Below are 25,660 nucleotides of genomic sequence, written 5' to 3' on the forward strand. Positions count from 1 at the left end.
AGGGAAAGTGAATCAATATGAAAAATTCAACTAAAGCTTTATTAATAGGTTTTGGAACGGTCTTTGCATTAGGAGCGATTGTTGTTTCTTCTTCAAATATGGCAGTGGAAAAAATCGAGTCAAAAATTAATCGTAAAAGAGCAAGATATTTTGTAAAAGAAAAATTAAAAGGTAACGAAAATGCAATGAGTGTTGTTGATGATTTATCTGATATAGAAGTAGCTAATCTATTAAGTGTTGTAGATAAAGTTTCAGATTTAAGAGGCAGTGTAAGTTCTTATGGCGAGCACTTCAAAGAAACTACAAATGATTTTAAAGATGCTTTTATGGATAAAAAACATGATTTGAAACACGAACTAAAACATCATAAAAAAGAGATGAAACATAAATTAAGAAAATAAATCTTTTTGCGACCACTAGTAAGCAAATAAAAATGAGCTGCCGTTAAATTTTTAACGGCAGCTCATTTTTTAAAGGGTTAATAAGTAGCAAAGAAGTAAATCATTTCTATTCTTTAATGAAAGACCAGAGTCATCAAAAAAACGGTCCAAGCGATATTGTAAAGTATTTCGGTGAATATAAAGCTGCTTAGCGGCTAAGCTAATGTTTCCTTGATTCAGCCATATTGCGGCAATTAATTCTTTTATTTCCGGGTGAGAAGCTAAATCTTTTTTTAATTGTTGGATAATCGGACTTTTTGTTAGAGCTTCTGAAGCATAATAGTTCAATGCCACATCAGACAAGGAAAAAACTTGTTTGTTTTTTTTCAACTGATTAAAAAAGATTGTTTGTTCCTCTTGAAAAAGTTTTTTGAAATGTAAAGAAATGTCCCAATATTGACCAATGTAACCAGTTGTTTTAGTTGAAAAATCATCGTCTATCGTTTGTAAGAACCCAGTCGTTTCATCTTGTGTTATCGAGTAACCTGAATAACGATGAATTAATAAGCCATAATGGTCGTTAACAAAGAAAGCCTCTTGTACATCTTCAAAAAAACTTTTAAATGAACTAAGCCAAAGGTTCTTATCAAAACGAGTGTCTTTTTTATTGATCTCAAATTGAATAACACGATAGACACCTACTTCAATAGGAGGAGAAGGATTGTTTTCAATTAAAAACTTCTGCCATTTCGATTGGGGTATTTCTGCATTTTGACCAGTGGTATCTTTATTAAAAAGGAGAGTAAGTAATTCTTTTTCTGATGCGGTTAACTGCTTTTTATCAAAATGAATCCATTGATCTTGATAAGGAAAGGTTAAGTAAGCCGGATCATTTTTTATATCATCTGTTAAAAAAGTAGAGGGATAGATAGATTTTAATTGATTGAAATTCATAAAAGCACTCCTTTAAATGGAAACCGTTACATTTAGTGTCTATTGTTATTCTATCATTATTTTCACAATTATGTAGATAAATTATGCTATGATAAAGAAAAGAACAGGCAAAGGATTGGGCAGATGTTAACTATTGAAGAAAAAACATACTTTATGCAAGAAGCAATCAAAGAAGCTCACAAGGCGAAGGAAAAATTAGAAGTTCCTATCGGTGCTGTCGTTGTATTAAATGGGAAAATCATTGGTCGTGGTCACAATATTAGAGAAGAATCAAATGATGCAACAACTCATGCTGAGATGCTAGCTATCCAAGAAGCAAATCGCTATTTAGGAAATTGGCGATTAGAAGAAACGCAGTTATTTGTGACCTTAGAACCTTGTCCTATGTGTAGTGGAGCAATGATTTTATCTCGGATAAATGAATTATATTATGGAGCGAGTGATCCTAAAGGTGGGACGGCGGGAACATTGATGAATTTGCTTGATGATAACCGTTTTAATCACCAAGTACAAATAGAAAAAGGGCTTTTAGAGGAAGAATGTAGTGATTTATTAAGCAATTTTTTTAGAGAGTTACGAAAGCGTAAAAAAGAAGAAAAAGCCCAAAGAAAGGCTATTAAATTAAAAGAAGACAACGACCAAGGATAGCAAAGTATTAAACAAGGGAACTCTTCACAGGGGTTTATCTAAAACTGTTTCCAAGATTATGACGAGTATACGTAAAAACTAGACTAAAAAACCTTCAGTGATTCACTTATTGAAGGTTTTTTAGTCTTATTTGTATTTCAAATAGAGAAGAGAGTACTAGCGCATCATTTCTTGATCTTTATCAATCACTGCTTGTACAGCTTTTGTAACGGAAGAACTAAAACCAGCATCTTCTAGCGCTAGGATTCCTTCAACAGTTGTGCCACCTGGTGAAGAAACTTGATCTATCAAGTTCCATGGGGTTTCTTTACTTTCCAGTACAAGTTTCCCGCTTCCAAGAACAGCTTGAGCAGCAATTCTGGTAGCGACTTCTTTAGACATACCATTTCTAACAGCCGCTCTGGCTAATGAATCAATAAATAAAAAGACAAAAGCAGGAGAACTGCCGGCAATTGCTGTAAATGTACTAAAATCTTTTTCAGGTAATTCAACAACTTCACCAATCGCTTTAAACATAGTAAGAATAAATTCTTTTTGTTGAGAAGTAATATAGCCGTTACCACATATAGCTGTCATTCCTTCTCCAATTTGTGAATTTAGATTAGGCATCACTCGAATAATAGCTGTTTCATTACCGTTTGTTAATAAATCTGATAGTTTTTGAAGAGATGTTCCAGCAGCAATAGAGACAACTAGAGGTTGATGAATAGCAATTTCATCTTTAATTTCTGCTAAAATAGTTGGAAATACATTTGGTTTAGCGGCTAGTACTAAAACGTCAACTTTTCCAACCAATTCTTTATTCGAAGAACAAGCTTGAGTACCCGTTTCTGAAGTGAAAAGAGATAATTTCTCTTTGGTTGTATTGTGAACATAAATATCTTGAGGAGAAGTATGACCGTTTTGAATCATACCTTCTATAATGGCACTAGCCATATTTCCAATTCCAATGAATCCTACTTTCATGATGAACACTCCTAATTTTCTTTTTATCTATTTATTTTACCATAACTTAACAGCCAAAATTAAAAAGCATTAGTTATCGATAAGATTGATTAGAAGAAAACGGAGCTTGATGCAAAACGTAACCACTACGATTTGAATAATGCTTTAATAATTTACCATGCTTAATTTTAGAAGTCAATCAAATAGTACACTTAAATTGGTATTTAAAATAAAGTTTGCATAGATAAATAAAATCCTGTAATATATAAAACGTAACCATTACGATTTGTAACGTATGAATAAAATTAATTGAATACATACGAGTTTATTTAATAGTGCACTATTTTTTTACAGGAGGATTATTGATGATGAAAACAAGTAAATTATTAACGATAGGGTTATCTATAACAGGAGTAGGAGTGTTCATGAGTGGATGTGGAGCAGCAGAGCAAGCTGATCCATCATCAGATAATAGTCATACAGAAGAGACAATAAAAGTAGTGACGACGTTTTATCCCATGTATGATTTTACAAAGAATGTGACCCAAGATTTGGCTGAAGTATCTTTACTTTTACCTGCTGGAACTGAAGTCCATGATTTTGAGCCTAGTGCGAAAGATGTTGCGGAGATTCAAGAAGCAGATGTCTTTATTTATAATAGTGAGGAGATGGAAACATGGGTTCCTTCCTTATTGGATACTATTGATTTAACTGAAGTCCTCGTTATTGATGCTAGTGAAGGTATTGCTCTTATTGAAAATGAAGCCGTTGAAGAGCACCACGATTCAGACCACGAGCACGCAGTTCATGAGCATGATCATGAAGAAGAGCACGGTCATACGATTGATCCGCATATTTGGTTAGATCCGGTCCTTGCTCAAGAAGAAGTGAACACTATAAAAGCAGGTCTAATTGAAGCTGATCCTGAAAACGAGGAAAATTATGAAGTTAATGCTGATACGTATAATCAAAAATTGGAAGCATTAAATCAAGAATATAAAGAAGCTTTTAAAGAGGCAGAGAACCGAACATTTGTCACACAACATGCAGCTTTTGCATATTTAGCTCAACAATATGATTTGAATCAAGTAGCAATAGCAGGTTTGTCATCTGAAGAAGAACCTAGTCCAGCTAAATTAGCTGAATTATCCCAATTAGTCGATCAAGAAGGAATGGAGTATATTTACTTTGAAGACAACAGTTCTTCTAAAATCGCTGAAACGTTGGCAAATGAAGTTGGTGTTGAGTTAGCGTTATTAAGTCCTTTAGAAGGAGTTAGTCAAGCAGATCAAGACGCTGGAGTAGATTATATCAAAGTTATGAAAAATAATTTAGAATCATTAAAGAAAAGCATCCGTTAAAAAAGCCAGAGAAATTATCCTGTAAAATAACAATTTATTAGCTATCTTTTATCGAATAAAGTAAGATGAAGACACGTCTTACACCATTTGTAGAACAAAAGAAATGGTAGCAGGGAGGGACAGCTAAATGTTTGATAAGATAAAAAATCCAATTCTATTTCAAGGAGATTTAACTAAAAATAATTATTTTGAAGGGTGGTACTATAAGCACGTTTCAGTTGATAAAAAGACCAGTATTAGTTTTATTCCTGGCGTGAATTTATTCAAAGGGGACGAGCATAGTTTCATCCAATACATTTATGTCACACTAAATGAGCAAAATGAAAAAACGACAAAAACCGGTTATATTCGTTATCGGTTAGATGAATTTAGTTACCAAGATCATCCGTTCTTAGTTCAAATTGGACAAACTATTTTTACGGAATCGTTTGTTTCTATCTATCTGAAAGATGAGCAATTTACGATTCAAGGGAAAATAGGATTAGGTACTTTTCAACAGATAAAAACGTCTAGTCTGTCTCCATCAATCATGGGAGTGTTTGCATATATTCCTAAAATGGAATGTTACCATGGTGTCATTAGTATGAACCATCGCTTGCAAGGGACTTTAACAATCAATAATAGAGAAGTTGAATTTACGAATGGCAAAGGGTATATTGAAAAAGATTGGGGCACTTCATTTCCGAAAGAATACATTTGGATCCATTCTAATCATTTTAAAAATGAGAATACTAGTCTCTTCTTTTCAATTGCACATATTCCGTTTCATGTGACTACTTTTAAAGGCTTTATTTGCAACCTCATAGTGAACGATAAAGAGTATCGATTTGCAACTTATAATGGCAGTACAGCTAAGATAGTGAGTCAAACGAAAGATACAGCGCTGATCGTACTTAAAAACAAAGAAGTAGAATTGACGATTCAGGGAATGATTACAAGTTCTGGTAAACTAATCGCTCCTAAAAATGGAAGTATGAATAAAGCAATTAAAGAAGGTTTATCTGGAGAAATCGACATTCTTTTGAAAGATAAGAAAAAACAGACAATCTACCAAGATGTAAGCAAATTAGCAGGTATTGAAATAGTAGAAGCTTAGGTTAATGAGGTGAGAAAATGGGGAATCTTGACCAGAACGTAATGTATGGTTCTTTTGACTATGATGTAGGGACACTTTATCTAGCGGCAACAGAGAAGGGGCTTTGTTTTGTAGGCTCTCTAAATGAGTCACTAAGAGAACTTGAAGATGGAGTGGGAAAATTATTTCCAAAAGCAGTTTTAGTAGAAAATAAAGCTGGATTACAGCTTTATCATCAACAATTTTTAGATTATTTTAACAGTTCTAGGACTACTTTTACGCTGCCTATAGATGTTAATGGGACGCTATTTCAACAAAAGGTATGGAAAGCTTTAAACGCTATTCCTTATGGACAAACCAAATCGTATGGCGAAATTGCAGTAGAAATCGGACAGCCTGGTTCTTTTCGGGCAGTAGGAACTGCAATTGGCAAAAATCCTTTATTAATTGTTGTACCTTGCCACCGGGTCATTCATAAAAATGGGAAGTTAGCCGGTTATCGAGGAAAGTTAGCTATGAAAGAAACATTATTACAATTAGAAAAAACCCACAGGAAGTGTGCTAAGAAAAAAGTGAACTAAACTAAATACAAATAGATCATGCTTGAATCGAAGCATGATCTATTTGTATTTAGTTGAATAATAATAAAAGTGATGGACGAAATGTCAGATTGTGTTTATACTATATATAGCTATATAATTTATTTAGCGACTATATATAGTGCTTTAAAGGAATAGATAGGGTGGCGATAGGAAATGAAAATAAACCATGATAGTTTTTGTGAAAGTTCAAACAATCTTAAAATAAAAGTAATGAAAAGAGATGGACGAGAAGTTGAGTTTAAAGAAGAAAAAATCTTTGAAGCTTTATTAAAAGCCCAACGTTCATTAATAAAAGAAACAGATGAAAAAAGTATTCAGGAACTTAAAGAGATTGTCGAAGTAATAAAAAAGGAAATAGCCCAACGATTTGTCAGCAATATTAAAATTTATGAGATTCAAAGTATCGTAGAACATGTTCTAATAGATGCGCATAAACATGAATTAGCAGAAGCCTACTTAGTTTATAGAACCCGCCGCGATTTGGAAAGAAGTCAAGCAACAGATATAAACTATGCTATCCATGGTCTTTTACGTAAAGAACAGACTGTAGTAAATGAAAATGCGAATAAGGATAGCAACGTATTCAATACTCAAAGAGATTTAACTGCCGGAGTAGTTGCAAAATCGATTGGACTTAAAATGCTACCAAAGCATGTTGCTAATGCGCACCAAAAAGGAGATATCCATTATCATGACCTAGACTACCAACCGTATGCTCCAATGACAAATTGTTGTTTGATTGATTTTAAAAGCATGTTTAAAGAAGGTTTTAAAATAGGGAATGCAGAGGTAGAAAGTCCACGATCTATTCAAACAGCGGCTGCTCAAATGGCACAAATTATTGCTAATGTGGCTTCTAGTCAGTATGGAGGATGCAGCGCAGATCGAATTGATGAAGTATTAGCTCCTTATAGTCGTTTGAATTATCAAAAACATTTGCAGACTGCTAGCGAATGGGTCACAGGAGAAGAAAAACAAAAACAATATGCACGTGAAAAAACAAAGAAAGATATTTATGATGCTATGCAGGGCTTAGAATACGAAATCAATACTCTTTATTCCTCCCAAGGACAAACGCCTTTTACCACGTTAGGATTTGGATTAGGAATGGATTGGTTTGAACAAGAAATTCAACGTTCTATACTATTAGTTCGCATCAATGGATTGGGAAAAGAAAAGAGAACAGCCATTTTTCCAAAACTTGTTTTTACTCTTAAACGAGGGGTTAATTTGGATCCTGAAGATCAAAATTATGATATAAAAAAATTAGCCCTTACTTGTTCAACCAAAAGAATGTATCCTGATGTTTTAATGTACGATAAAGTTATTGAGTTAACGGGCAGTTTTAAAGCACCAATGGGGTGTCGTTCTTTTTTACAAGGATGGAAAGATGAACATGGCCAAGAAGTGAACTCTGGAAGAATGAATTTAGGTGTGGTCACACTTAATTTGCCTCGTGTGGCAATTGAATCTAAAGGAAACCAAACCATGTTTTGGGAGCTATTTGAAGAACGATTAAAAGTTTGTCACGATGCTTTAGTTTATCGTGTTCAAAGGACAAAAGACGCATTACCAGAAAATGCTCCTATTTTATATGAGTATGGTGCTTTTGGAAAACGACTAAAAAAAGGAGATAGTGTAGATGATCTCTTTAAAAATAAACGGTCGACGATCTCTTTAGGCTATATTGGACTTTATGAAGCTGCGACAGTCTTTTTTGGACCAGAGTGGGAAAAAAATGAAACTGCCAAGGCATTTACAGTGGATATCTTGAGTAAAATGAAACAACATACAGATCAGTGGGGAGAAAAGTATGGCTATCATTTTAGTGTGTATTCGACTCCTAGCGAAAGTCTAACGGATCGGTTTTGTCGCTTAGACACAAAGAAATTTGGCGTGTTGACAGACATTACGGATAAAGAATATTACACAAATAGTTTTCATTATGATGTGCGAAAAAAACCAACACCGTTTGAAAAAATAGAATTTGAAAAAGCTTATCCAGAGTATACTTCTGGTGGCTTTATCCATTACTGTGAGTATCCAAATATGCAGCAGAATCCTAAAGCTTTAGAAGCTGTGTGGGATTTTGCATATGATCGAATCGGATACTTGGGGACCAATACACCAATCGATCAGTGTTACAAATGTGGATTTGAAGGAGACTTTGATCCGACTGAGCGAGGATTCAAGTGTCCAGAATGTGGAAATACTGATCCAAACAGCTGTGATGTTGTGAAAAGAACGTGCGGATATCTAGGAAATCCTCAAGCTAGACCAATGGTGAATGGAAGACATAAAGAAATATCAGCTCGGGTCAAACATATGTCAGCCAATGGGGAGGAAGTATTATATGAGAAATCCTAAACCAAAAGAATGGCTTGCTGCGGATTATAGTCAAGGCCGAATTGCAGATTACAAACCGTTTAATTTTGTAGATGGAGAAGGGGTAAGATGCAGCCTTTATATGAGCGGATGTTTATTTGCCTGCAAAGGGTGTTACAATAAAATAGCTCAAAATTTTTCATATGGAGTGGAGTATACTATAGAACTAGAAGACACAATTATTGCCGATTTAAGTCATTCTTATGTTCAAGGACTGACACTACTGGGTGGAGAACCTTTTTTGAATACACAAGTTGCAATTCCTTTAGCTAAACGTATTCGCTCGGAATACAATGAGACCAAAGATATTTGGTCTTGGACTGGCTATACGTGGGAAGAATTGATGCAAGAATCGGATGATAAACTGGAATTGCTATCATTAATCGATGTCGTTGTAGATGGGCGATTTGAATTAGCTAAAAAAGATTTAACGCTTCAGTTTAGAGGGAGTTCAAATCAGCGCATTATTGATGTCCAAGCGTCATTGCGACATGGAAAAGTTGTATTGTGGGAAAATCCTTTTCATTAACAAATAAGAATAATTAAGCGAACTGTTTTATCCGCAAGTAGCATGAAGAGAATAAAATATGCTACACTACAAATAAATAAAGGAGCGGATATGATGGATGGAAAGACAAGAGCAAATATTAAAATTGATGCATTAGTAGATATTGTTTTAAAAAAAGATCAACGAACCAATAAACTAACTAGAGGTCATGTGAAACGTATATTGACTAACAGTGGTCAGCATCCACATGGAATCAAAGTCATGTTAAAAGAAGGAGACCAAGTTGGTCGTGTACAAAAGATTTTAACGGATGAAACAAAGTTAAAATAAAATTTTTAAAGTAAAGAGGCTGGAACGAAAGTTCCAGCCTCTTTACTTTGTAATTGTCAAAATGTTCAACCTTAGTTAGACACTCTTTTTACTACATATTGAAGACGGGCACTGATCAAAAAAGCAAAAATAGCTTTAACGATATCACCTGGTATAAATAATAAGAATCCGGTTTTTAAAATAAGACTGTTAGCCAGATTTAAATCAAGGTAACCATTTAAGATGAAAGCCATATATGGCAATCCTAAAAGATAAAAAATGCTAGAACCTATCAAAAGAGCTACTGTGGCAGACTTTATTGAGAAAGGTCTATTTTCTAGAAATCTTGCCATCAGATAAGCCCCCACAATAAAGCCAAGTACAAAGCCAAAACTAGGACTTAAAAATGATTGGAAACCTTTGAAAATTAGGATTAATAACAAGTGCAGACTCTGGGCAAGAAAAGCCGCTCTTTTTTGTAACAAAAGCCCAGTTAACAAAACAAAGAGTGTTTGCAATGTAAAAGGAACGGGCCCAAAAGGCAAACTGATGTAACCGCTGATCAAGGTCAAAGCTGCCATAAGACTAGAAAGTGTTACTTCTCGCGTGGTTAATTTTGACATAATAATCTCCTTTTAAAATGGCTTTTTGATGCTGATTTCGCCATAAGATAGTATTCGTTTCTGACCGTCAGCCATTTGGACCACGAGTCCTCCTTGAGGATCAATATCAATTGGAATGGCTTCAAACTCTTGTTTACGTTCTTTAAAAGTAATTTTTTTCCCAATCACAAAACAGCGTTTCTTATAATCTTCTAAAAAAGAACGTTCTTCAATCGTTTGATAGAGACCATCAAATTGATTTGCAATTTCAGCTATTAAACGATTTCGGTTAATGTTTTCTGTTTCTTTAGAGGATATTAGTGAACCCGCAATAGTGTCTAGTTCAGCTGGAAAACCAGTCAAGGGTTCTTTGACATTCAAGCCTATGCCAACAATTAAGGTTTCTATTTTGCCACTTTCAAAATCAGATACAGCTTCAGTTAAAATTCCACATATTTTCGTCCCATCAAGGTAAATGTCATTTACCCACTTGATTTGCGGCTTTTTAGCGGTTAGTTTTTCAATGGCTAAACAGACTGCTACAGCTGTCGCAGTAGTGACTAATGGAGCATCAGCCATATCTAAATTTGGTTTTAGGAAAAAGCTCATATAAACACCAGTTTGATTAGGAGAATAAAATGTTTTGCCCATTCGTCCGCGTCCTTTTGTTTGTTCTTCAGAGAGAACAAGCCCTTGGTTTATGGAATCTTTTATGGCAATTTTTCTGGCTTCATTATTTGTAGAATCAATTGTTTTAAAGGCATAAATAGGAAAAGACTGCAGTGTTGGTTGTAGGTATAGTCGGATGGTTTCAATCGAAAGAATATCTGATTTTGAAGAAAGTCGGTACCCTTTATTTGTGACAGCTTCAATGATATACCCTTCTTCTTGTAAAGCTTTGATTCCTTTCCAGACAGATGTTCTAGAAAGAGATAAAGCATCTGCTAAAGTCTGTCCTGAAATACTTTTTCCGTTTTGTTGTTCTAATAGAGCTAAGATGCGTAATTTTGTAGACATTCATTCACCTCGTTTTTTTTAGTATAAAAGGAATTGCTTTAATTGTAAACCATTTTTTTATTTTAAGGTAACAATTAGGGAGCATGCTATTCTATTGTTAGTCAAAATGTAAAAAAATAGTGGCTAGCAGATCGGCTGTCAAAAGAGTAGGTTCAAGTATGTGCAATAAAACACTAGGTATAATCATTGTTAAATCAAAAGAAAAGTAGTAACATTAGTCTATTATCCAAAAAACAATGTCAGATAGATTTGAAGGAGCATAAAAATGTCAGTAATGGAATTAAAAAAAGTAAATAAATCGTATAAAATTAGCGGTGGAGAAACATTTCAAGCTTTGAAAGACATTAATTTGTCATTTGAAAAAGGCGAATTAGTATCTATTATTGGAGAATCAGGTAGTGGAAAATCAACACTAATGAATCTTATGGGAGGACTAGATTCAGATTTTCAAGGTGAAATTCTTGTTGATGGAGAGAATATCAGAGATTACTCTGAAAAGAATTTAGTGGAATACCATAAAGAAAAAGTGGGGTTTGTTTTTCAAAGCTTTAACCTGATTTCACATCTATCGGTTTTGGATAATGTGACGTTGGCAATGACCTTATCTAATGTTTCAAAGTCAGATCGAGAAAAAAGAGCAAAAGAAATTTTAGGTGTAGTCGGGCTGCAAGACCAGTTGCATAAGAAACCGGATGCTATTTCAGGAGGTCAAAAGCAACGTGTAGCAATTGCTCGTGCGTTAGTAAATGATCCGGATATTATTATTGCAGATGAACCTACAGGAGCTTTGGATTCAGAAACAACCAATCAAGTCTTAGAAATGATCAAAGAAATCGCAGAGAATGGCAAACTTGTCATCATGGTTACCCATTCAGAAAAGGTAGCAGCTTATTCTAGTCGAGTTGTGACAATCGATGATGGGCGAGTAATCAATGATCAGATGGGCAAGGCTCTTACAGTTACAGATAACAAATACAAAACAGCGAAACCCAATCGTAATAAAAATTTGAGCTTACTGGGATCCGCTAAGCTAGCACTTCTAAATATGAGAGAAAAATTATCGCGCAATATTTTGATTGCTTTAGGTGGAAGTATAGGAATCATGAGTGTCATTTTGATGTTGTCTTTAGGAAGTGGTGTGAATTCCTATTTAACGGATACGATGAACAGTCAAGTAAACCCCTTAGTCAGTGAAGTTCATATGCCAGATGAAGAAACGGGAAATGAAACAGACATAAATGAATTGCAAAACCAGAACCCTCTATTGTCTAGTTCAGCTTCATTTGAAACGGAAAACATTGATGAGTTGGCTGGAATTGAGCATGTGGAATCTGTTGAAGAAGGCTTTACTAATTTTTCAATTGGGACCAATAAAGCTACGTATAATGAAAATTCTGGTCAGTTTATGAGTGTAACGACTATTTCTTCTATGATTACGAGCGCAGATATAGCAGAAGGTGGACTTCCTGAAGAAGGAGAAGTCATGATTACTAAAAACATGGCGGATACTTTAGGCGAAGACCTTGTAGGAAAAGAGATTCAAATCAATACGATTGTTAATGAAAAACCGCTTGATTTGACCATGACTGTTAGTGGAATATATGGTATTGAATCAGGGTTAGACACAATCTACTTGAATTATGAAGATTTGAAAAACGCGTTGGAAGAAGCAGGTGGAGAATTAAATCCTAATATTGCTTACCTTGTTTCCGATGATGCAGCGTCGACAGATGCTATCAAAGCTAAAGTAGAAGACTTAGGGTATAAAGGATCGTCAACGGAAGCTATAGCAGAAACATTTAGTCAAATGTTAGATGTCTTTACGTATGTTTTAGCCGGCGTTGCTGGGATTTCATTAGTGGTTTCAGCTATCATGATATTGACTGTCTTATATATCAGTGTAGTTGAACGAACAAAAGAAATTGGTGTAATCAAAGCTATTGGAGGACGTAAAAAAGACATTCGTCGTATCTTTGTATCCGAATCCTTCTTAATTGGTTTATTTAGTGGAATGTTTGGAGTCGGTATCGCTTGGGGATTATCATTAATTGCTAATGCTGCAAGCACGCACTATTTTGATGTGTCTATCATTGATTTAACGCCAATGTACGCTGTTTCTGGAATAGTTTTAAGTATCATTATTAGTATGATTGCTGGTCTAATGCCTGCATCTAAAGCTGCAAAATTAGATCCAGTAGAGTCGTTAAGAAGAGACTAATCAAGTAAACATATAAGTTCTGCTAATAAATAAAACCTAACGCATAACTGTGCTTAAGCAGTTACGTGTTAGGTTTATTTTTTTTATAAATAGCAGTATGGTCAGGATTGTATTAATTCGGTAGAAGTTATTATTTTATTGTGATTGATGTAAATTCTAGGGACTCTTTTACCAATTAAACAAGCGACTTCATAGTGAATCGTGCCCATTTGATCAGCAACCTCACCAATTGAAATAGCACCATTTAGTGGATCTCCAAAAAGAACGATTTCTTCGTTAAAGTAGACAGGATCAATTTCAGTAAGGTCCACCATAGTTTGATCCATACATACGCGTCCGACAATAGGTGCTTTATGCCCGTTTACTGTTATGTGTCCTCTATTCGATAGTGTCCGTGAAAGTCCATCTGCGTATCCGACGGGAATCGTTGCAATCATCGAATTTTTTGTCGTTGTATACGTTCTTCCATAGCTGATGGTTTGACCAGCCGTAACTTCCTTGATTAAGATCGGTTTTGTTTTGAACGTCATTACTGGTTTCAAGCATATTTTAGTGCGCAAATGTTCTTCGGGGTATAAACCATAAATGCCAATCCCGATACGAACCATATCTAAATGCATCTTAGGAAATGCGATGGTCGCCGCAGTATTGCAACAATGTTTAATGGGAATCGTATGGCCCTTTTTTTGAATGGAAGAAACAATTTTCATAAAATGGTTAAATTGATCATGAACAAATGTAGATTCAATAGCATCTGCATCAGAAAAATGAGTGAAAATACCTTCGAATACCAAATAGTCTGATGTAATTGCAGCAATGATTTGTAAGGCTTCTTCAGCCGTTCGTACGCCAATTCGGTTCATTCCGCTATCAATTTTCAAATGAATACGGCAAACTTTCTTTTTTTGAATAGCTAGTTTTTGAATGCTTTCTACAGCTTCTTTTGAGTAGATGGTTAACGTGATACCATAATCAATCGCCATTTCAATTGTTTCAGTATCTAGGCTAGTATAGCCAAGTACTAGTATAGGCGTAGAGAATCCAGCTTTACGTAAACTGATTGCTTCATCTAAGAACGCAACGGCCAAGTAAGTTGCACCAGCTTCAATTGCTGCTTTTGCTGTTTCTATAGCGCCATGACCATAGCCATCAGCTTTTACAACTGCCATTAAAGCAGTTTCAGGTGAAAGTATTCCTTTAAAAGCCTTTATATTATCTGTTAAGTGATCCAGAGCAATTTCTACCCATGTTTCTCTATAACTTTCAATTTTCATTTCGTCACTTCCTAAATTTATCTATCAGATTTTTAATAATGATACCATTTAATAGTGAGAAATTGTACTTTTAATATGGGAATGATAGGTAGAAATAGTCGAACGCATAAATGAAATCATAAATACATGGTATACTAGTGAAAAGTTATACAGTGTATCTTAGAGAAACTATAGGGTGCTCATTTTTATAAATAGATTAGTGTGTTCTGCTATTATTAAAAGATAGGGTGGGTTACATAGATAATATTCTAGATTTCCGAAAAAATTATTTAGCTATTCTTAAATCAAAGAAATTAAAGCAACACAAAAAAATTGAATTATTAACGAATATTTTGTACCAAATGGATCAAATTTTTAAAATACGGACCGGTGAAATGGAAAAATACGATACAGATAATTATGATGCGGTAACTTTATATTTAGAAATTTTGGCCGTTTTAAAAACGCATCAGGAAAAATGACTAACCAACTAATGGGTAATAACAGGAGGAAACTCGGTTATTGGCCATTAGTTTTTTATTAAAAAAGATTGTTTTTCGAATAATTAGTTAGTTTAACTAAAGATAAGTGTTATGATGTTTAAGTGAAAAAAGCTTTTTTAAAATTTTAAGTGATTTTCTTCACAAAGAAAAGGGGAATATGTATGAGTTTTAATGTTTTGATGTACCATGAGTTTCGCGAACGAGACACATTTGATAGAACCAAACCATCTATTATTTCAGTAGAGCAAAATTACCAAGATGCTTTACCAGCAGTACTTTTCAGTTATTTAGATGATTTTGAAAAGCAAATGAATTATTTGAAAAGTGAAGGCTACCACACTTTAACACTCCAAGAAATAAAAAAATTTTATGAAAATGGAGCAACACTTCCTAAAAAATCCGTTTTAATAACAATTGATGATGCTTTTCAATCTGTACATAAATATGCTTATCCTGTTTTAAAAAGTTTACAATTTCATGCGGTTAGTTTTGTGGTATTAGGGTGGTTATCACAAAAACAAAAAGTTTTTGATCCAACGGTTTCAATGGTTATGAGTAAAAAAGAATTAGAAAAGATGAAAGATGTATTTGAATTTGCTAATCATACGACCAATTTACACATCCGTCATTCGGACGGCACAGCTGCTATGCAACTGGTTTCTATGGAAGACTTGAAAAAAGATTTAATAGCTTGCGGGGAGTATGTGGATTCTCCTGATGTATTTGCTTATCCGTTTGGAATTTATGATGCTAAAGATAGTGAACGGTTAACGAAAGCCGATGTAAATTATGCTTTCACAACGACTCCGGGTACCAATACAATAGATACACCACTATTGGAGTTGCACCGTGATACGGTAACATTAGGATGTTCAATAGAAGAATTTAAAGCTATTATAGAAAGAGGACAAGAAAAATGAAAAAATTAGTTAAGTTAGCAGTAGTCGTTTTCTTTTTATGGATTGTTTTATTCGCACTAGCAGCTTGCTCAAATAGTAATGAGAGCAGCCAATCGGCACAAACCAGTGAATCAGAGCTTTCAAATGAACCTCTGCGATTTGGAACATTGCCAGCAGAATCAGCTATTCCAATTATACTAGCAAAAGAAAATGGTTATTTTGATGAAGAAAATGTTTCTGTAGAAATCACTCCTTTTAACGCACCAAATGATCGTAACGCAGCGGCTCAGTCTGGCGAACTTGATGGAATGATTGGTGATGTAATGACGGCTCTTTCATTTAAAGAAGGTGGAATTGATTTGACCATCACATCGGATATCAATGAAGAATTTAAATTGTTGTCTTCCCCAGATTCTGGTATCACAGATATAAAACAATTGGATGGAAAAGATGTTTCATTAGTACCTAAACTATTACTTGAATACATTATGGATGAAATAGCTGTTAAAAATAATATTACGTATGAAGTTGTCTCTATTCCATCTATCCCTGCAAGATACGAAGCATTATTAGAAAATCAAATTGACTCGGTCATCTTTACTGAACCTCAAGCTACAGCACTAAAAATGAACGGAGCTCATGTACTGGCAAGCTCGACAGAATATGGCATCAAAGGTGGGACGATACTCTTTAGTGATGACACTGTAGCGGAAAGATCTACAGATATTACTGCTTTTTATCGGGCTTACAACAAAGCTGTCGATTACATGAATACCGCAGATCCAGCGGAGTATAGTTCTATTTTAAAGGACTATAATTTTCCCGAAACCATGGGAGATTATTTAACTAATAAAGAAGAGGACTACAATAAAGCGGCTATTGTTACGAAAGAACAATATGATAGTATTGAAAAATGGACAAAGGTCAAAGAAATGATCAGCAAAGAATATACCTATGAAGATTTAACTGACTTTTCTATGTTAGAAGAGTAGTAAAACACCACGATTTAAAAGTTGCCTCTTTTACAAGAAGCGCCTTTTAAATCGTGGTGCTTTTTTTACAGCTACTGATCTTTTTTCCAAGGTACTAGCAACCGTTCTAGAATATCAATTAGTTTAAACAATAGAAATCCAAGTAAGCAAAGTGCCAATATGCCACAAAACATTTCCGAATAATCAATGACTGACCAAGCATTCATGATGTAATAGCCCAACCCATATTTGGTAGCATAGTTTTCAGCAAAAAAAAGTGAGGCTATGGCAATTCCAATACAAACGCGTAAACCACTGATGATTTGGGGAATAATAGCTGGACAAAGTAAATAGATGAACGTTTGCCATTTGCTAGCATGCATCATGCGCATGACCTGATAATACGATCGGTCAATTTGGCTAATACCGTCTCGGACAGATAAAATGAGTTGAAAGACGATAATCCAAACAACTAAACTAATCTTTGAAGCATCACCTAATCCATAAAGAAGCATAAAAACAGGCAAGAAAGCCACTTTTGGAATAGGGTAAATCAAATATACTAGCGGAGATAATAGACGGTCTGCCCATTTACTCGCTCCAATCCAAATCCCTAGAGGAATACCAATCAGGAATGAAATAAGGATAGCCATTAAAATGCGGTATAAGCTGCTGAAGATATGTGGGATGAGTGATGGAAACAAGTGTACAAATAAACGAATGGTTTCGATTGGTTCTGGAATGACAGGATGATTAATAAAAAAATAAAGACCTTCCCAAATTAAAAATAAACCAACTAAGCCAATCAATGTATCAAAAGGCATTTTTGTTTTTTGATTCATCCTCTGGTCCCACTTTCTAAACTTTCCCTTACCGTTAAGCACATATCATAAAAAATAGATTTTTTTCGAATCGCTTTAATGCCAACTAAAGGGTTCTGGATTATTTCATGTATACCGCCTTTTTTCATTACAATGATCTGTTCTCCTAAAAAAACAGCTTCTTCAATAGAATGAGTTACTTGTAAAAGAGTGGTCTTTTTTAGTTGATGAAGAGCTAAAATCATTTCTTGCAATTGTTCTCTGGTCATCGCATCTAGTGCTGAAGTAGCTTCATCCAAAAGAAGAATTTCAGGCTCTAAATTTAAACTACGAGCAATAGCAGTCCGTTGTTTTTGTCCGCCACTGATTTGAGAAGGATAATAGTGAGCGATATCTAAGATACCTAATTCGTTCAAAAGAGCGGTTGTTTTTTCCTTGATTACCGTTCGATTTTGATGACTTATTTTAAGTCCTAGTGCTACATTATCAAACACAGTGCACCATGGAAGCAGAGCATAATCTTGTAAGATAATGCCAGTGCGTTTTGGAAAATCAGTTACGGGTTCGTCGTTCATTCTTAAAACGCCACTGTCAGGTTTAATAAATCCCGCTAAAGTATGTAGTAGTGTCGTTTTACCACAGCCGGATGGCCCAATTATGACACAAGTAGAGTTTGTTGGAACGACAAATGAAAGTGCATCTAACACAATTTTATCTGTGAACGAACAAGTTAGATTATTCACAAATACAGCGTTTTTAATCATTTTTTGTCCCTCTTTTCGTTAGTTAGGTCTATTATAAAATTTTCAGACGCAAGATACAAATACCTTTTAAAAACAAGTCAATCATTAAGTTAAAAGCATAATTCTGAATAATTGTTCGTGTTTTGGTTACTTATTTCCAGTTTCTACATATTGATTCTTGATAAATTGATTAAAAGGCGTATAATTTCAATTGTCAAAGAGATTTAGTTCTAAATTTAAATCCCGTTTTTTTTAATAAAGACAATTATAATATAAACTAGAGGAGTGCACAGAGTGACAAAAAACTATCCAACAAAAGAATTCATTAAAAATTTACCAAAAGCTGAGCTTCATCTCCACTTAGAAGGAACTTTAGAGCCGGAATTAAAATTGAAATTAGCAAAAAGAAACAAAATTGCTATCGGACAAGAAACCATTGAAGAAGTTCAAAAAAGTTATCAATTTGATTCTTTGTCTTCTTTCTTAAATGTGTATTATCCAGCAATGAATGTTTTACAAAAAGAAGAAGACTTCTATGAACTAGCTTGGGAATACTTAAAAAAAGCTAAAGAACACCATATAAAACGCGTAGAACTATTTTTCGACCCTCAAGCACATACTTCAAGAGGTATAAACTTCAAGGATGTCATTAACGGCTACTATCGTGCTATTCAAAATAGTTCTGAGTTAGGGATAAGTGCGGATTTGATTATGTGCTTTTTACGAGATATGTCTGCTGAATCAGCAATGGAAACTTTTGAACAAGCACTTCCGTACAAAGATAAAATTGCTGGGATTGGACTAGATTCTGATGAAAGAGGCAATCCGCCAAGTAAATTTTTTGATGTATTTAAAAAAGCTAAAGAAGCCGGATTTCACCTTACAATGCATTGTGATATTGATCAAGAAAATTCAATAGAACACATCCGCCAAGCTCTTTTCGATGCAAAGGTTGAAAGACTAGATCATGGGACAAATATCATAGAAAACCCAGATTATGTAAAATATGTGAAAGAAAATAATATCGGCCTAACTTGCTGCCCAGTATCGAATGGTTTTGTAGTAGAAGATATGAAAGGAAAAGAAATTATTGAGTTATTGGAACAAGGAGTGAAAGTAACGGTCAATTCAGATGACCCAGCTTATTTCCAGAGTTACATTTCTGACGACTTATATGCGGTAGCTGAAAATTATTTTTTAACAACAGAACAAGTTGTTCAGCTTGTTAAAAATTCTTTTGAGATTGCTTGGATTTCTGATGAAGAAAAAGTAGAATATATCCAATTAGTAGATGCATATGTTGATAGCTTTAATAAAGTTAAGGCGATATAAGGTTTTTTGTCTGACTAGTAAAAATTTAGTCTTTTGACAAATGAACTGCGTTAATTTTGAAAAAACACTGGCTTTTTATTTATTATTCCTTTATAATAAGAAATGCCGCAAGGCCGTACGGCAATGGTGAACTTTCGAATCGTGTCAGATCTGGAAGGAAGCAGCACTAAGGATGTTTCGTCATGTGCCGTACGTACATAGAATAAAAAAAGAAACCGCTGATTTTTAATCAGTGGTTTCTTTTTGTCTATTGGTGTAGTTATCTGGGAGGGTATCTAAGCCAATTCAGCATTAATAAATCTATTTATCTCAGAAGAAACTTTTTTGAAGCATCCACACTTTAAGGTGGGTAGCTGAATAAGTTAAATAGACTAAAAGAGTCTTTGTCAGCTGTTTAAATTTGGACTCAAATGACGTATAATAAAGAGTAATGACGAATGGTTCAAGAAAGGGAGAAATGCATGAGTTATCAAGCACTTTATCGAGTATGGCGTCCCCAACGGTTTCAAGACATTGCGGGTCAAAAAGCTATTACGCAAACGTTGAGAAATGCTTTAGCACAAGAAAAAACAAGTCATGCTTACCTTTTTACTGGGCCTCGTGGAACAGGAAAAACGAGTGCAGCGAAGATATTTGCTAAAGCTATTAATTGCCCCAATTTAAAAGATGGGGAGCCTTGTAATGAGTGTGAAACATGTCACTCTATTACCCAAGGCCAATTAAATGATGTAATTGAAATTGATGCGGCCAGTAATAATGGAGTAGAGGAAATTCGAGATATTCGGGATAAAGCAAAATATGCTCCGACTAGCGCAGATTACAAAGTGTACATCATTGATGAAGTACACATGTTAACAACTGGAGCTTTTAATGCCTTATTGAAAACATTAGAAGAACCCCCTAAAAATGTTGTGTTTATTTTAGCTACAACAGAGCCCCATAAAATCCCATTGACTATTATTTCAAGAACGCAACGATTTGATTTTAAACGTATCAGCGTTCGAGATAGTTGTGAACGGATGGCATATATTTTAAATCAAGAAAAAATAACTTATCAAGAAGAGGCTTTAACCGTCATCGCTAGAGCTGCTGAGGGTGGAATGCGTGATGCATTAAGCATTCTAGATCAAGCTATCTCGTATGGAGATGACTCAGTAACGGCTGAAAATGCCATGAGCGTTACCGGTAGTTTGACACAAGAATTAGTCTTGGATTATTTTGATACCATTATTCAACATAAGACTGAAAAAGGCTTGTCTCTTTTGCAAAGTATCTTAGCAGAAGGAAAAGATGCCAGCCGTTTTGTAGAAGACCTGATTTTGTTCAGTCGAGATTTATTGGTTTACCAACAAGCTCCCCAGATGACCGATTTATTAGAAGGCGCAAATGTTGACGAAGGATTTAAAACGCTCAGTCAGACAATCACAGCTCAACAATTGTATGAAGTCATTGGAATTTTAAATGATACTCAACAAGAGATGCGATTTACAAATCATGCAGAAGTGTATTTGGAAGTTGCTACGGTAAAATTAACTCAGTTAACGGTTGCTAAGGTAGCGGATAGATTAGCAGTTGAAGAATCAGGAACAAATGGGAATTCACAAGTTGGGCAACAAAAGATCACGGATATGGAAAAAGAACTTCTTCAAATGAGAAAGCAGCTGCAAGAATTTGCCAAGAATGGCGGAGCTCCTCAGCCAACTAAAAAAGCTCCCAAAGCAATCTCTAAACCAGGAAATAATCAATTTAAAACAAATACGACAATTATTTACAAAGTGTTAAGTGAAGCAACAAAAGATAACTTAGCTCAGTTGGTTGATATTTGGCCTGATTTATTGAATATGCTTTCGGTAACGCAACGAGCTATCATGAAAGCTTCAACGCCGGTTGCAGCGAGTCCTAATGGCTTGATTGTTTCATTCGAATATGATATTTTGTGTCAAAAGGCTACAAATGATCAAGAATTGCTTGAAGCTGTCAGTGAAGATTTGCGACGTTTAGTGGGATACTCACCGCAAATGATCTGTGTTCCAGCAGAACAATGGCCAGTTATTCGAGAACAGTTTTTGAAGCAAAATAAAGAATTAATAAAGAAACGCCCAGCAGAAAAAGTTACAACTCCTTCTGTTCATAAGAATGAAACCCAAGTTGTTTCTAATTACGAACAAGAAAACCTAGCTAGTTTAGAATCGGTTTTACCGGAACCTGAAGAAGATGAAACGATTGTGACAGAAGCTATGGAATTATTTGGAGAAGCAGTAGTAGAAGTAAGAAATGATTAAAAAATTAATGGATTGAAAGGATGAATAATTAATGCGTGGAATGGGAAATATGCAAGGTATGATGAAACAAATGCAAAAAATGCAAAAAGAAATGGCAAAATCACAAGAGGATTTAAATGCAAAAGAATTTTTTGGAACAACTAATGGGGACTTAGTAAAAGTAACCCTAACAGGTGAAAAGAAAATGAAAGATATCGCTATAAAACCAGAAGCGGTTGATCCAGATGATATTGAAATGCTGCAAGATTTGATCATTTTAGCAACAAATGATGCTTTAGAAAAAGTAGAAGTAGAAACACAAGCAGTTATGGGGAAATACGCTAAAGGAATTCCCGGTCTTTAAGCCACTTAAATCAGATTTAATGAATGAAAATGGGATTCCTTGCGGGTCCCGTTTTTTGAATCCTATAATTCCGCTATAAAGGATTAGAAAGGAAATGACTATGCAGTATCCAGAACCGATATCAAAATTAATGGACAGTTACATGAAATTACCTGGAATTGGGGCGAAAACAGCAGCTCGCTTAGCTTTTTTCACAATTGATATGCATGAAGAAGATGTAACAGATTTTGCTAAGGCTTTGATTAGTGCAAAAAGAGATCTGCATTATTGTTCTATTTGTGGTCAAATTACAGAAGATGACCCTTGTCAAATATGCCAAGATAAATCACGTGATAGAAGTATCGTTTTAGTTGTCGAAGATCCAAAAGATGTTATGGCTTTAGAAAAAATGCGCGAATACCATGGCGTTTACCATGTATTACATGGGGTTCTTTCTCCAATAGAAGGTACTGGTCCTGAAGACATCAATATACCGAGCCTGATCAAACGATTGCAGTCTGACGAGATTAATGAAGTGATTATTGCCACAAATGCGACTGCTGAAGGTGAAGCTACAGCTATGTATTTATCAAGATTGATTAAGCCAGCAGGAATTAAAGTTACGCGTTTAGCTCACGGTCTTTCAGTCGGAAGTGACATTGAATATGCCGATGAAATTACACTATTAAAAGCAGTTGAAGGGCGTAGAGAACTTTAAACAGGATTTAGGAGGGAGGCTGAAAAATGCTATTTAAGAAAAAATATGCATTGCGAAAAGAGTACGATGCAGCCTTGCTAAAATTAATGACCGAGACAAAAGGAAAATGGGAATACGCTAAAAAAATTGAATATTCCGTCATTGAGAAAGATAGTTTATTATTTGCTCAAACAAAATTAGCAGAAGCAAAGTATTTTTATTTATTTAAAGAAGCCAAAAATAGACACATTAAAGGCGATACATCTACTTTAGAATCGGGTAAGTAACCAAAAATAAGGAGGAGCGAGGATGAATAGAAAAAAAGATGATGCAAAACAGCATCGTCGCCCTCTTTCTGATGTATTAAAGCAACATGAAAAAAAAGAAAAGGTCTCTTTTCATGTACCGGGACATAAGAATGGCATGAACTGGGATCCATCATTAACTTCTTTTCACTCCATGCTATCTTTTGATCAGACGGAAGTTTCAGGATTAGATTATTTGCATGAACCTGTTGGTGTTTTAAAAGAAAGCCAAGATCTGCTAGGCGAGTTATACAGCAGTAAAAAGAGTTATTATTTAGTAAATGGCTCAACTGTGGGTAATTTAGCTATGATTATGGGATCGACCAATAAAGGAGATCAAGTGTTTGTTGATCGAAGTTGTCATCAATCGGTTATTCATGCATTAGAATTAGCTGAATTACACCCGGTTTTTTTTACCCCTGAGCTGAATGAATTGGATGCAACGCCTTTAGGAATTTCTTTACCAAGATTGGAAGAGGCTTTTAAGCTTTATCCATCTGTTAAGGCCTTAATCGTAACATATCCTACATACGATGGTATGGTATACCCGCTCAAAGAATTGATTGATTATGCCAGAAAAAGAAAGTGTTTAGTGTTGGTAGATGAAGCACATGGACCACACTTTACATTAGGAGCTCCTTTCCCTGCCTCAGCGTTAGATTTAGGAGCAGATGTAGTTGTACAGTCTGCTCATAAAATGCTGCCTTCACTTACACAAACAGCGTATTTGCATCTTGGAAATCATGTTTCATTTTCTATTGAAAGCCAAATTGAACATTATTTGCATATTCTTCAATCCAGCAGCCCGTCTTATCCGTTGATGTTGTCTTTGGAGTATGCTCGTTACTTTTTAGCCTTTTTTAATGAAAAAGACTTGGAAACCACCTTGGACTATCGTGATAGATGGAAAAAGCAATTTGAGAATGCAGGTTTAGAAATACTTCAAAGTGACGACCCGTTGAAAGTGAGAGTGTCTTGGGCAAAACATAGCGGTGAAGTATTGGCTACTCAACTAGAAGAACAAGGTATCTTTAGCGAAAAGACAGAAGAAGATACCGTTTTGCTGACGTTTCCACTACTAAAACAAGAAGCAGAAGTTAGCGAACCTTTCTCTCTTCAATTGCTGCAACAGGCAGAAAGTGATGGGGTCGATAGAGGAAGAAAGCGATTGTCAATGGCACCTCATATGGAACTAGATTTAAGTTACAACAATCAAAAAAAGCGAAGAGTTAAACGAACGCGTTTGGAAGAAGCCCAAGGGAAAATTGCCGCACAAAATATAACACCTTATCCACCGGGAATCCCGCTTGTATTAAAAGGGGAACGATTAACAAGTGAACAAATCCGACAAGTAGAATATTGCTTAAGTCAGTCAATGAGAGTTGTTGGACTTGAAAATAAAAGGGAACTTTTTATTTTTTCTGAAAATGATTGATTCTATCGCAAGCAATAAAGAAAAGCAATTAGACTGTAGGTCTTAGATACAGTATAATGAAAGTAGCTATAAAGCTAGATTAAGAAGGTAGGGGCTTAGAATAGTGAGAGGAATATTTATTACAATTGAAGGTCCAGATGGCGCAGGGAAAACCAGTGTTATAAAAAAACTTATTCCAATGTTGGTAGAAACTATTCAACAAGAAATTGTTGCAACAAGAGAACCTGGTGGCAGTCGAATCGCCGAAGAAATTCGTGAACTTATTTTAAATCCAGAGAATATTGAAATGGACATACGTACGGAAGCATTATTGTATGCAGCCGGAAGAAGGCAACATTTGGTAGAAAAGATTATTCCAGCCTTGGAAACAGGGAAAGTAGTGATCTGTGATCGGTTTGTGGATAGTTCACTAGCTTATCAAGGCGTAGCTCGTGGTATTGGTATTTCTGAAGTAGCTGAAATCAATCAGTTTGCAACAGATAATCTTTCTCCGGACTTAACACTCTACTTAGATATAGAGGCCCATTTAGGTTTGGAACGGATCAATCAAAATAAAAATAATCGTCAATTTGACCGTTTAGATCAAGAAACACTAGAGTTTCACGAAAAAGTTCGGTCTGCTTATTTAACCATTGCTAAAGAACAGTCGGAGCGAATCGTTCAAATTGATGCAAGTCAAGAATTAGAAAAAGTTGTTGCGGATTGTTACGAGATCATTATAAAAAGAATCAAAGGATAAAAAGAAGAGGGGTCGATTTACGATGAAATTAATATTAGCTATAGTTCAAGATAAAGATGGTGGACGTTTATCGAATGAATTTGTAGATGCGGGTATAAGAGCAACAAAGCTTTCAACAACAGGAGGCTTTTTAAAAGCAGGAAATACAACATTTATTGTAGGAATCGAAGAAGAACGTGTGGACGAAGTATTAGATATCATTCGTAAAAATTGTCAGTCAAGAGAACAATTTATGACTCCTCCTGTCAGCTTAGATGTTTCAATGGAAACAAATATGCCTTATCCAGTAGAAGTTCAAGTTGGTGGGGCTACTGTATTTGTGTTACCTGTTGATCAATTCCAACAATTTTAAAG

At 35.0% G+C, this 25,660-nt stretch carries 27 protein-coding genes and 1 other RNA gene; 21 read left to right on the forward strand and 7 right to left on the reverse strand.

Annotation, left to right across the window (positions count from 1 at the left end; translation table 11 throughout):
- Nucleotides 1-17 precede the first annotated feature (17 nt).
- Nucleotides 18-401: a hypothetical protein gene (locus BP18_RS11665; RefSeq protein WP_029277135.1), complete on the forward strand. Its 384-nt coding sequence runs from the start codon at nt 18-20 to the stop codon at nt 399-401.
- A gap of 69 nt (nt 402-470) precedes the next feature.
- Here BP18_RS11665 and BP18_RS11670 read toward each other — a convergent pair whose 3' ends face one another.
- Nucleotides 471-1,334, reverse strand: coding sequence for a helix-turn-helix domain-containing protein (locus tag BP18_RS11670; protein WP_007725625.1), 864 nt, complete (start codon nt 1,332-1,334; stop codon nt 471-473).
- A 123-nt stretch (nt 1,335-1,457) separates the two neighbouring features.
- Here BP18_RS11670 and tadA point away from each other — a divergent pair, with 123 nt between their 5' ends.
- A complete protein-coding gene (gene tadA, locus BP18_RS11675) occupies nt 1,458-1,982 on the forward strand; it encodes a tRNA adenosine(34) deaminase TadA (protein ID WP_035050659.1) in 525 nt (174 codons plus the stop codon).
- Between the two features lie 156 nt (nt 1,983-2,138).
- On the opposite strand, the gene proC is transcribed toward tadA, so the two are convergent.
- Nucleotides 2,139-2,948, reverse strand: a complete 810-nt coding sequence (gene proC, locus BP18_RS11680) for a pyrroline-5-carboxylate reductase (RefSeq protein WP_029277139.1) — start codon at nt 2,946-2,948, stop codon at nt 2,139-2,141.
- 344 nt (nt 2,949-3,292) lie between these two features.
- Between proC and BP18_RS11685 the strand changes: the two genes are divergently transcribed.
- From BP18_RS11685 to BP18_RS11710, 6 genes are all read left to right on the forward strand, one after another.
- Nucleotides 3,293-4,288 (forward strand): metal ABC transporter substrate-binding protein, encoded by a 996-nt coding sequence (locus BP18_RS11685; protein ID WP_029277141.1) that lies wholly within the window; start codon nt 3,293-3,295, stop codon nt 4,286-4,288.
- Between the two features lie 127 nt (nt 4,289-4,415).
- Nucleotides 4,416-5,384 (forward strand): tocopherol cyclase family protein, encoded by a 969-nt coding sequence (locus tag BP18_RS11690; protein ID WP_029277143.1) that lies wholly within the window; start codon nt 4,416-4,418, stop codon nt 5,382-5,384.
- Between the two features lie 17 nt (nt 5,385-5,401).
- Nucleotides 5,402-5,944: a methylated-DNA--[protein]-cysteine S-methyltransferase gene (locus BP18_RS11695; RefSeq protein ID WP_007721826.1), complete on the forward strand. Its 543-nt coding sequence runs from the start codon at nt 5,402-5,404 to the stop codon at nt 5,942-5,944.
- Between the two features lie 174 nt (nt 5,945-6,118).
- Nucleotides 6,119-8,332 carry an anaerobic ribonucleoside-triphosphate reductase gene (gene nrdD / locus BP18_RS11700; RefSeq protein ID WP_035050661.1) on the forward strand — a complete coding sequence of 738 codons (2,214 nt, stop codon included), beginning with the start codon at nt 6,119-6,121 and terminating at the stop codon, nt 8,330-8,332.
- Nucleotides 8,301-8,879 carry an anaerobic ribonucleoside-triphosphate reductase activating protein gene (gene nrdG, locus BP18_RS11705; RefSeq protein ID WP_407389826.1) on the forward strand — a complete coding sequence of 193 codons (579 nt, stop codon included), beginning with the start codon at nt 8,301-8,303 and terminating at the stop codon, nt 8,877-8,879. Before nrdD ends, nrdG begins: the two co-directional genes overlap by 32 nt.
- A 93-nt stretch (nt 8,880-8,972) precedes the next feature.
- On the forward strand, nt 8,973-9,188 hold the full coding sequence (locus BP18_RS11710) for a YwbE family protein (protein ID WP_007721821.1): 216 nt from the start codon (nt 8,973-8,975) through the stop codon (nt 9,186-9,188).
- Between the two features lie 71 nt (nt 9,189-9,259).
- Here BP18_RS11710 and BP18_RS11715 read toward each other — a convergent pair whose 3' ends face one another.
- Complete coding sequence (locus BP18_RS11715) at nt 9,260-9,790, reverse strand: biotin transporter BioY (protein WP_029277149.1); 531 nt, start codon at nt 9,788-9,790, stop codon at nt 9,260-9,262.
- A 12-nt stretch (nt 9,791-9,802) separates the two neighbouring features.
- A complete protein-coding gene (locus BP18_RS11720) occupies nt 9,803-10,786 on the reverse strand; it encodes a biotin--[acetyl-CoA-carboxylase] ligase (RefSeq protein ID WP_029277151.1) in 984 nt (327 codons plus the stop codon).
- Nucleotides 10,787-11,051: 265 nt separating this feature from the next.
- On the opposite strand from BP18_RS11720, the gene BP18_RS11725 reads away from it, so the two are divergent.
- A complete protein-coding gene (locus BP18_RS11725; RefSeq protein ID WP_029277152.1) occupies nt 11,052-13,004 on the forward strand; it encodes an ABC transporter ATP-binding protein/permease in 1,953 nt (650 codons plus the stop codon).
- A 101-nt stretch (nt 13,005-13,105) separates the two neighbouring features.
- On the opposite strand, the gene alr is transcribed toward BP18_RS11725, so the two are convergent.
- Complete coding sequence (gene alr, locus BP18_RS11730) at nt 13,106-14,278, reverse strand: alanine racemase (protein WP_035050662.1); 1,173 nt, start codon at nt 14,276-14,278, stop codon at nt 13,106-13,108.
- Nucleotides 14,279-14,505: 227 nt separating this feature from the next.
- Between alr and BP18_RS11735 the strand changes: the two genes are divergently transcribed.
- The 3 genes from BP18_RS11735 to BP18_RS11745 all read left to right on the forward strand — a co-directional run bounded on the left by BP18_RS11735 (nt 14,506) and on the right by BP18_RS11745 (nt 16,651).
- On the forward strand, nt 14,506-14,739 hold the full coding sequence (locus BP18_RS11735) for a hypothetical protein (RefSeq protein WP_007721810.1): 234 nt from the start codon (nt 14,506-14,508) through the stop codon (nt 14,737-14,739).
- A 182-nt stretch (nt 14,740-14,921) separates the two neighbouring features.
- Nucleotides 14,922-15,680 carry a polysaccharide deacetylase family protein gene (locus BP18_RS11740; protein ID WP_029277155.1) on the forward strand — a complete coding sequence of 253 codons (759 nt, stop codon included), beginning with the start codon at nt 14,922-14,924 and terminating at the stop codon, nt 15,678-15,680.
- The gene (locus BP18_RS11745) at nt 15,677-16,651 is read left to right on the forward strand and encodes an ABC transporter substrate-binding protein (RefSeq protein WP_029277157.1); all 975 of its coding nucleotides are present in this window, start codon (nt 15,677-15,679) and stop codon (nt 16,649-16,651) included. Before BP18_RS11740 ends, BP18_RS11745 begins: the two co-directional genes overlap by 4 nt.
- 71 nt (nt 16,652-16,722) lie before the next feature.
- Here BP18_RS11745 and BP18_RS11750 read toward each other — a convergent pair whose 3' ends face one another.
- The gene (locus BP18_RS11750) at nt 16,723-17,472 is read right to left on the reverse strand and encodes an ABC transporter permease (protein WP_029277159.1); all 750 of its coding nucleotides are present in this window, start codon (nt 17,470-17,472) and stop codon (nt 16,723-16,725) included.
- Nucleotides 17,469-18,215 (reverse strand): ABC transporter ATP-binding protein, encoded by a 747-nt coding sequence (locus BP18_RS11755; protein ID WP_029277161.1) that lies wholly within the window; start codon nt 18,213-18,215, stop codon nt 17,469-17,471. Before BP18_RS11755 ends, BP18_RS11750 begins: the two co-directional genes overlap by 4 nt.
- Nucleotides 18,216-18,488: 273 nt before the next feature.
- On the opposite strand from BP18_RS11755, the gene add reads away from it, so the two are divergent.
- The 9 genes from add (at nt 18,489) to BP18_RS11795 (ending at nt 25,658) form a co-directional block, all read left to right on the forward strand.
- The gene (gene add / locus BP18_RS11760; RefSeq protein WP_007721801.1) at nt 18,489-19,526 is read left to right on the forward strand and encodes an adenosine deaminase; all 1,038 of its coding nucleotides are present in this window, start codon (nt 18,489-18,491) and stop codon (nt 19,524-19,526) included.
- Nucleotides 19,527-19,638: 112 nt separating this feature from the next.
- Nucleotides 19,639-19,725, forward strand: an RNA gene (ffs, locus tag BP18_RS12490) — signal recognition particle sRNA small type.
- A gap of 262 nt (nt 19,726-19,987) precedes the next feature.
- On the forward strand, nt 19,988-21,808 hold the full coding sequence (dnaX, locus tag BP18_RS11765) for a DNA polymerase III subunit gamma/tau (RefSeq protein WP_029277163.1): 1,821 nt from the start codon (nt 19,988-19,990) through the stop codon (nt 21,806-21,808).
- Nucleotides 21,809-21,839: 31 nt separating this feature from the next.
- The gene (locus BP18_RS11770; RefSeq protein WP_007721797.1) at nt 21,840-22,151 is read left to right on the forward strand and encodes a YbaB/EbfC family nucleoid-associated protein; all 312 of its coding nucleotides are present in this window, start codon (nt 21,840-21,842) and stop codon (nt 22,149-22,151) included.
- A 100-nt stretch (nt 22,152-22,251) separates the two neighbouring features.
- Nucleotides 22,252-22,848 (forward strand): recombination mediator RecR, encoded by a 597-nt coding sequence (recR, locus tag BP18_RS11775; protein ID WP_029277166.1) that lies wholly within the window; start codon nt 22,252-22,254, stop codon nt 22,846-22,848.
- A gap of 26 nt (nt 22,849-22,874) precedes the next feature.
- On the forward strand, nt 22,875-23,114 hold the full coding sequence (locus BP18_RS11780; protein ID WP_007721789.1) for a YaaL family protein: 240 nt from the start codon (nt 22,875-22,877) through the stop codon (nt 23,112-23,114).
- A gap of 22 nt (nt 23,115-23,136) precedes the next feature.
- Entirely contained in the window at nt 23,137-24,567 is a 1,431-nt protein-coding gene (locus tag BP18_RS11785) for an aminotransferase class I/II-fold pyridoxal phosphate-dependent enzyme (RefSeq protein WP_035050663.1), read from the forward strand.
- Between the two features lie 103 nt (nt 24,568-24,670).
- Nucleotides 24,671-25,306: a dTMP kinase gene (tmk, locus tag BP18_RS11790; protein WP_029277168.1), complete on the forward strand. Its 636-nt coding sequence runs from the start codon at nt 24,671-24,673 to the stop codon at nt 25,304-25,306.
- Between the two features lie 22 nt (nt 25,307-25,328).
- Nucleotides 25,329-25,658: a cyclic-di-AMP receptor gene (locus BP18_RS11795; protein ID WP_007721783.1), complete on the forward strand. Its 330-nt coding sequence runs from the start codon at nt 25,329-25,331 to the stop codon at nt 25,656-25,658.
- The last annotated feature ends 2 nt before the right edge of the window (nt 25,659-25,660 follow it).

This window comes from Carnobacterium jeotgali MS3 (genome assembly GCF_000745125.1).
Classification (GTDB): Bacteria; Bacillota; Bacilli; order Lactobacillales; family Carnobacteriaceae; genus Carnobacterium_B; species Carnobacterium_B jeotgali.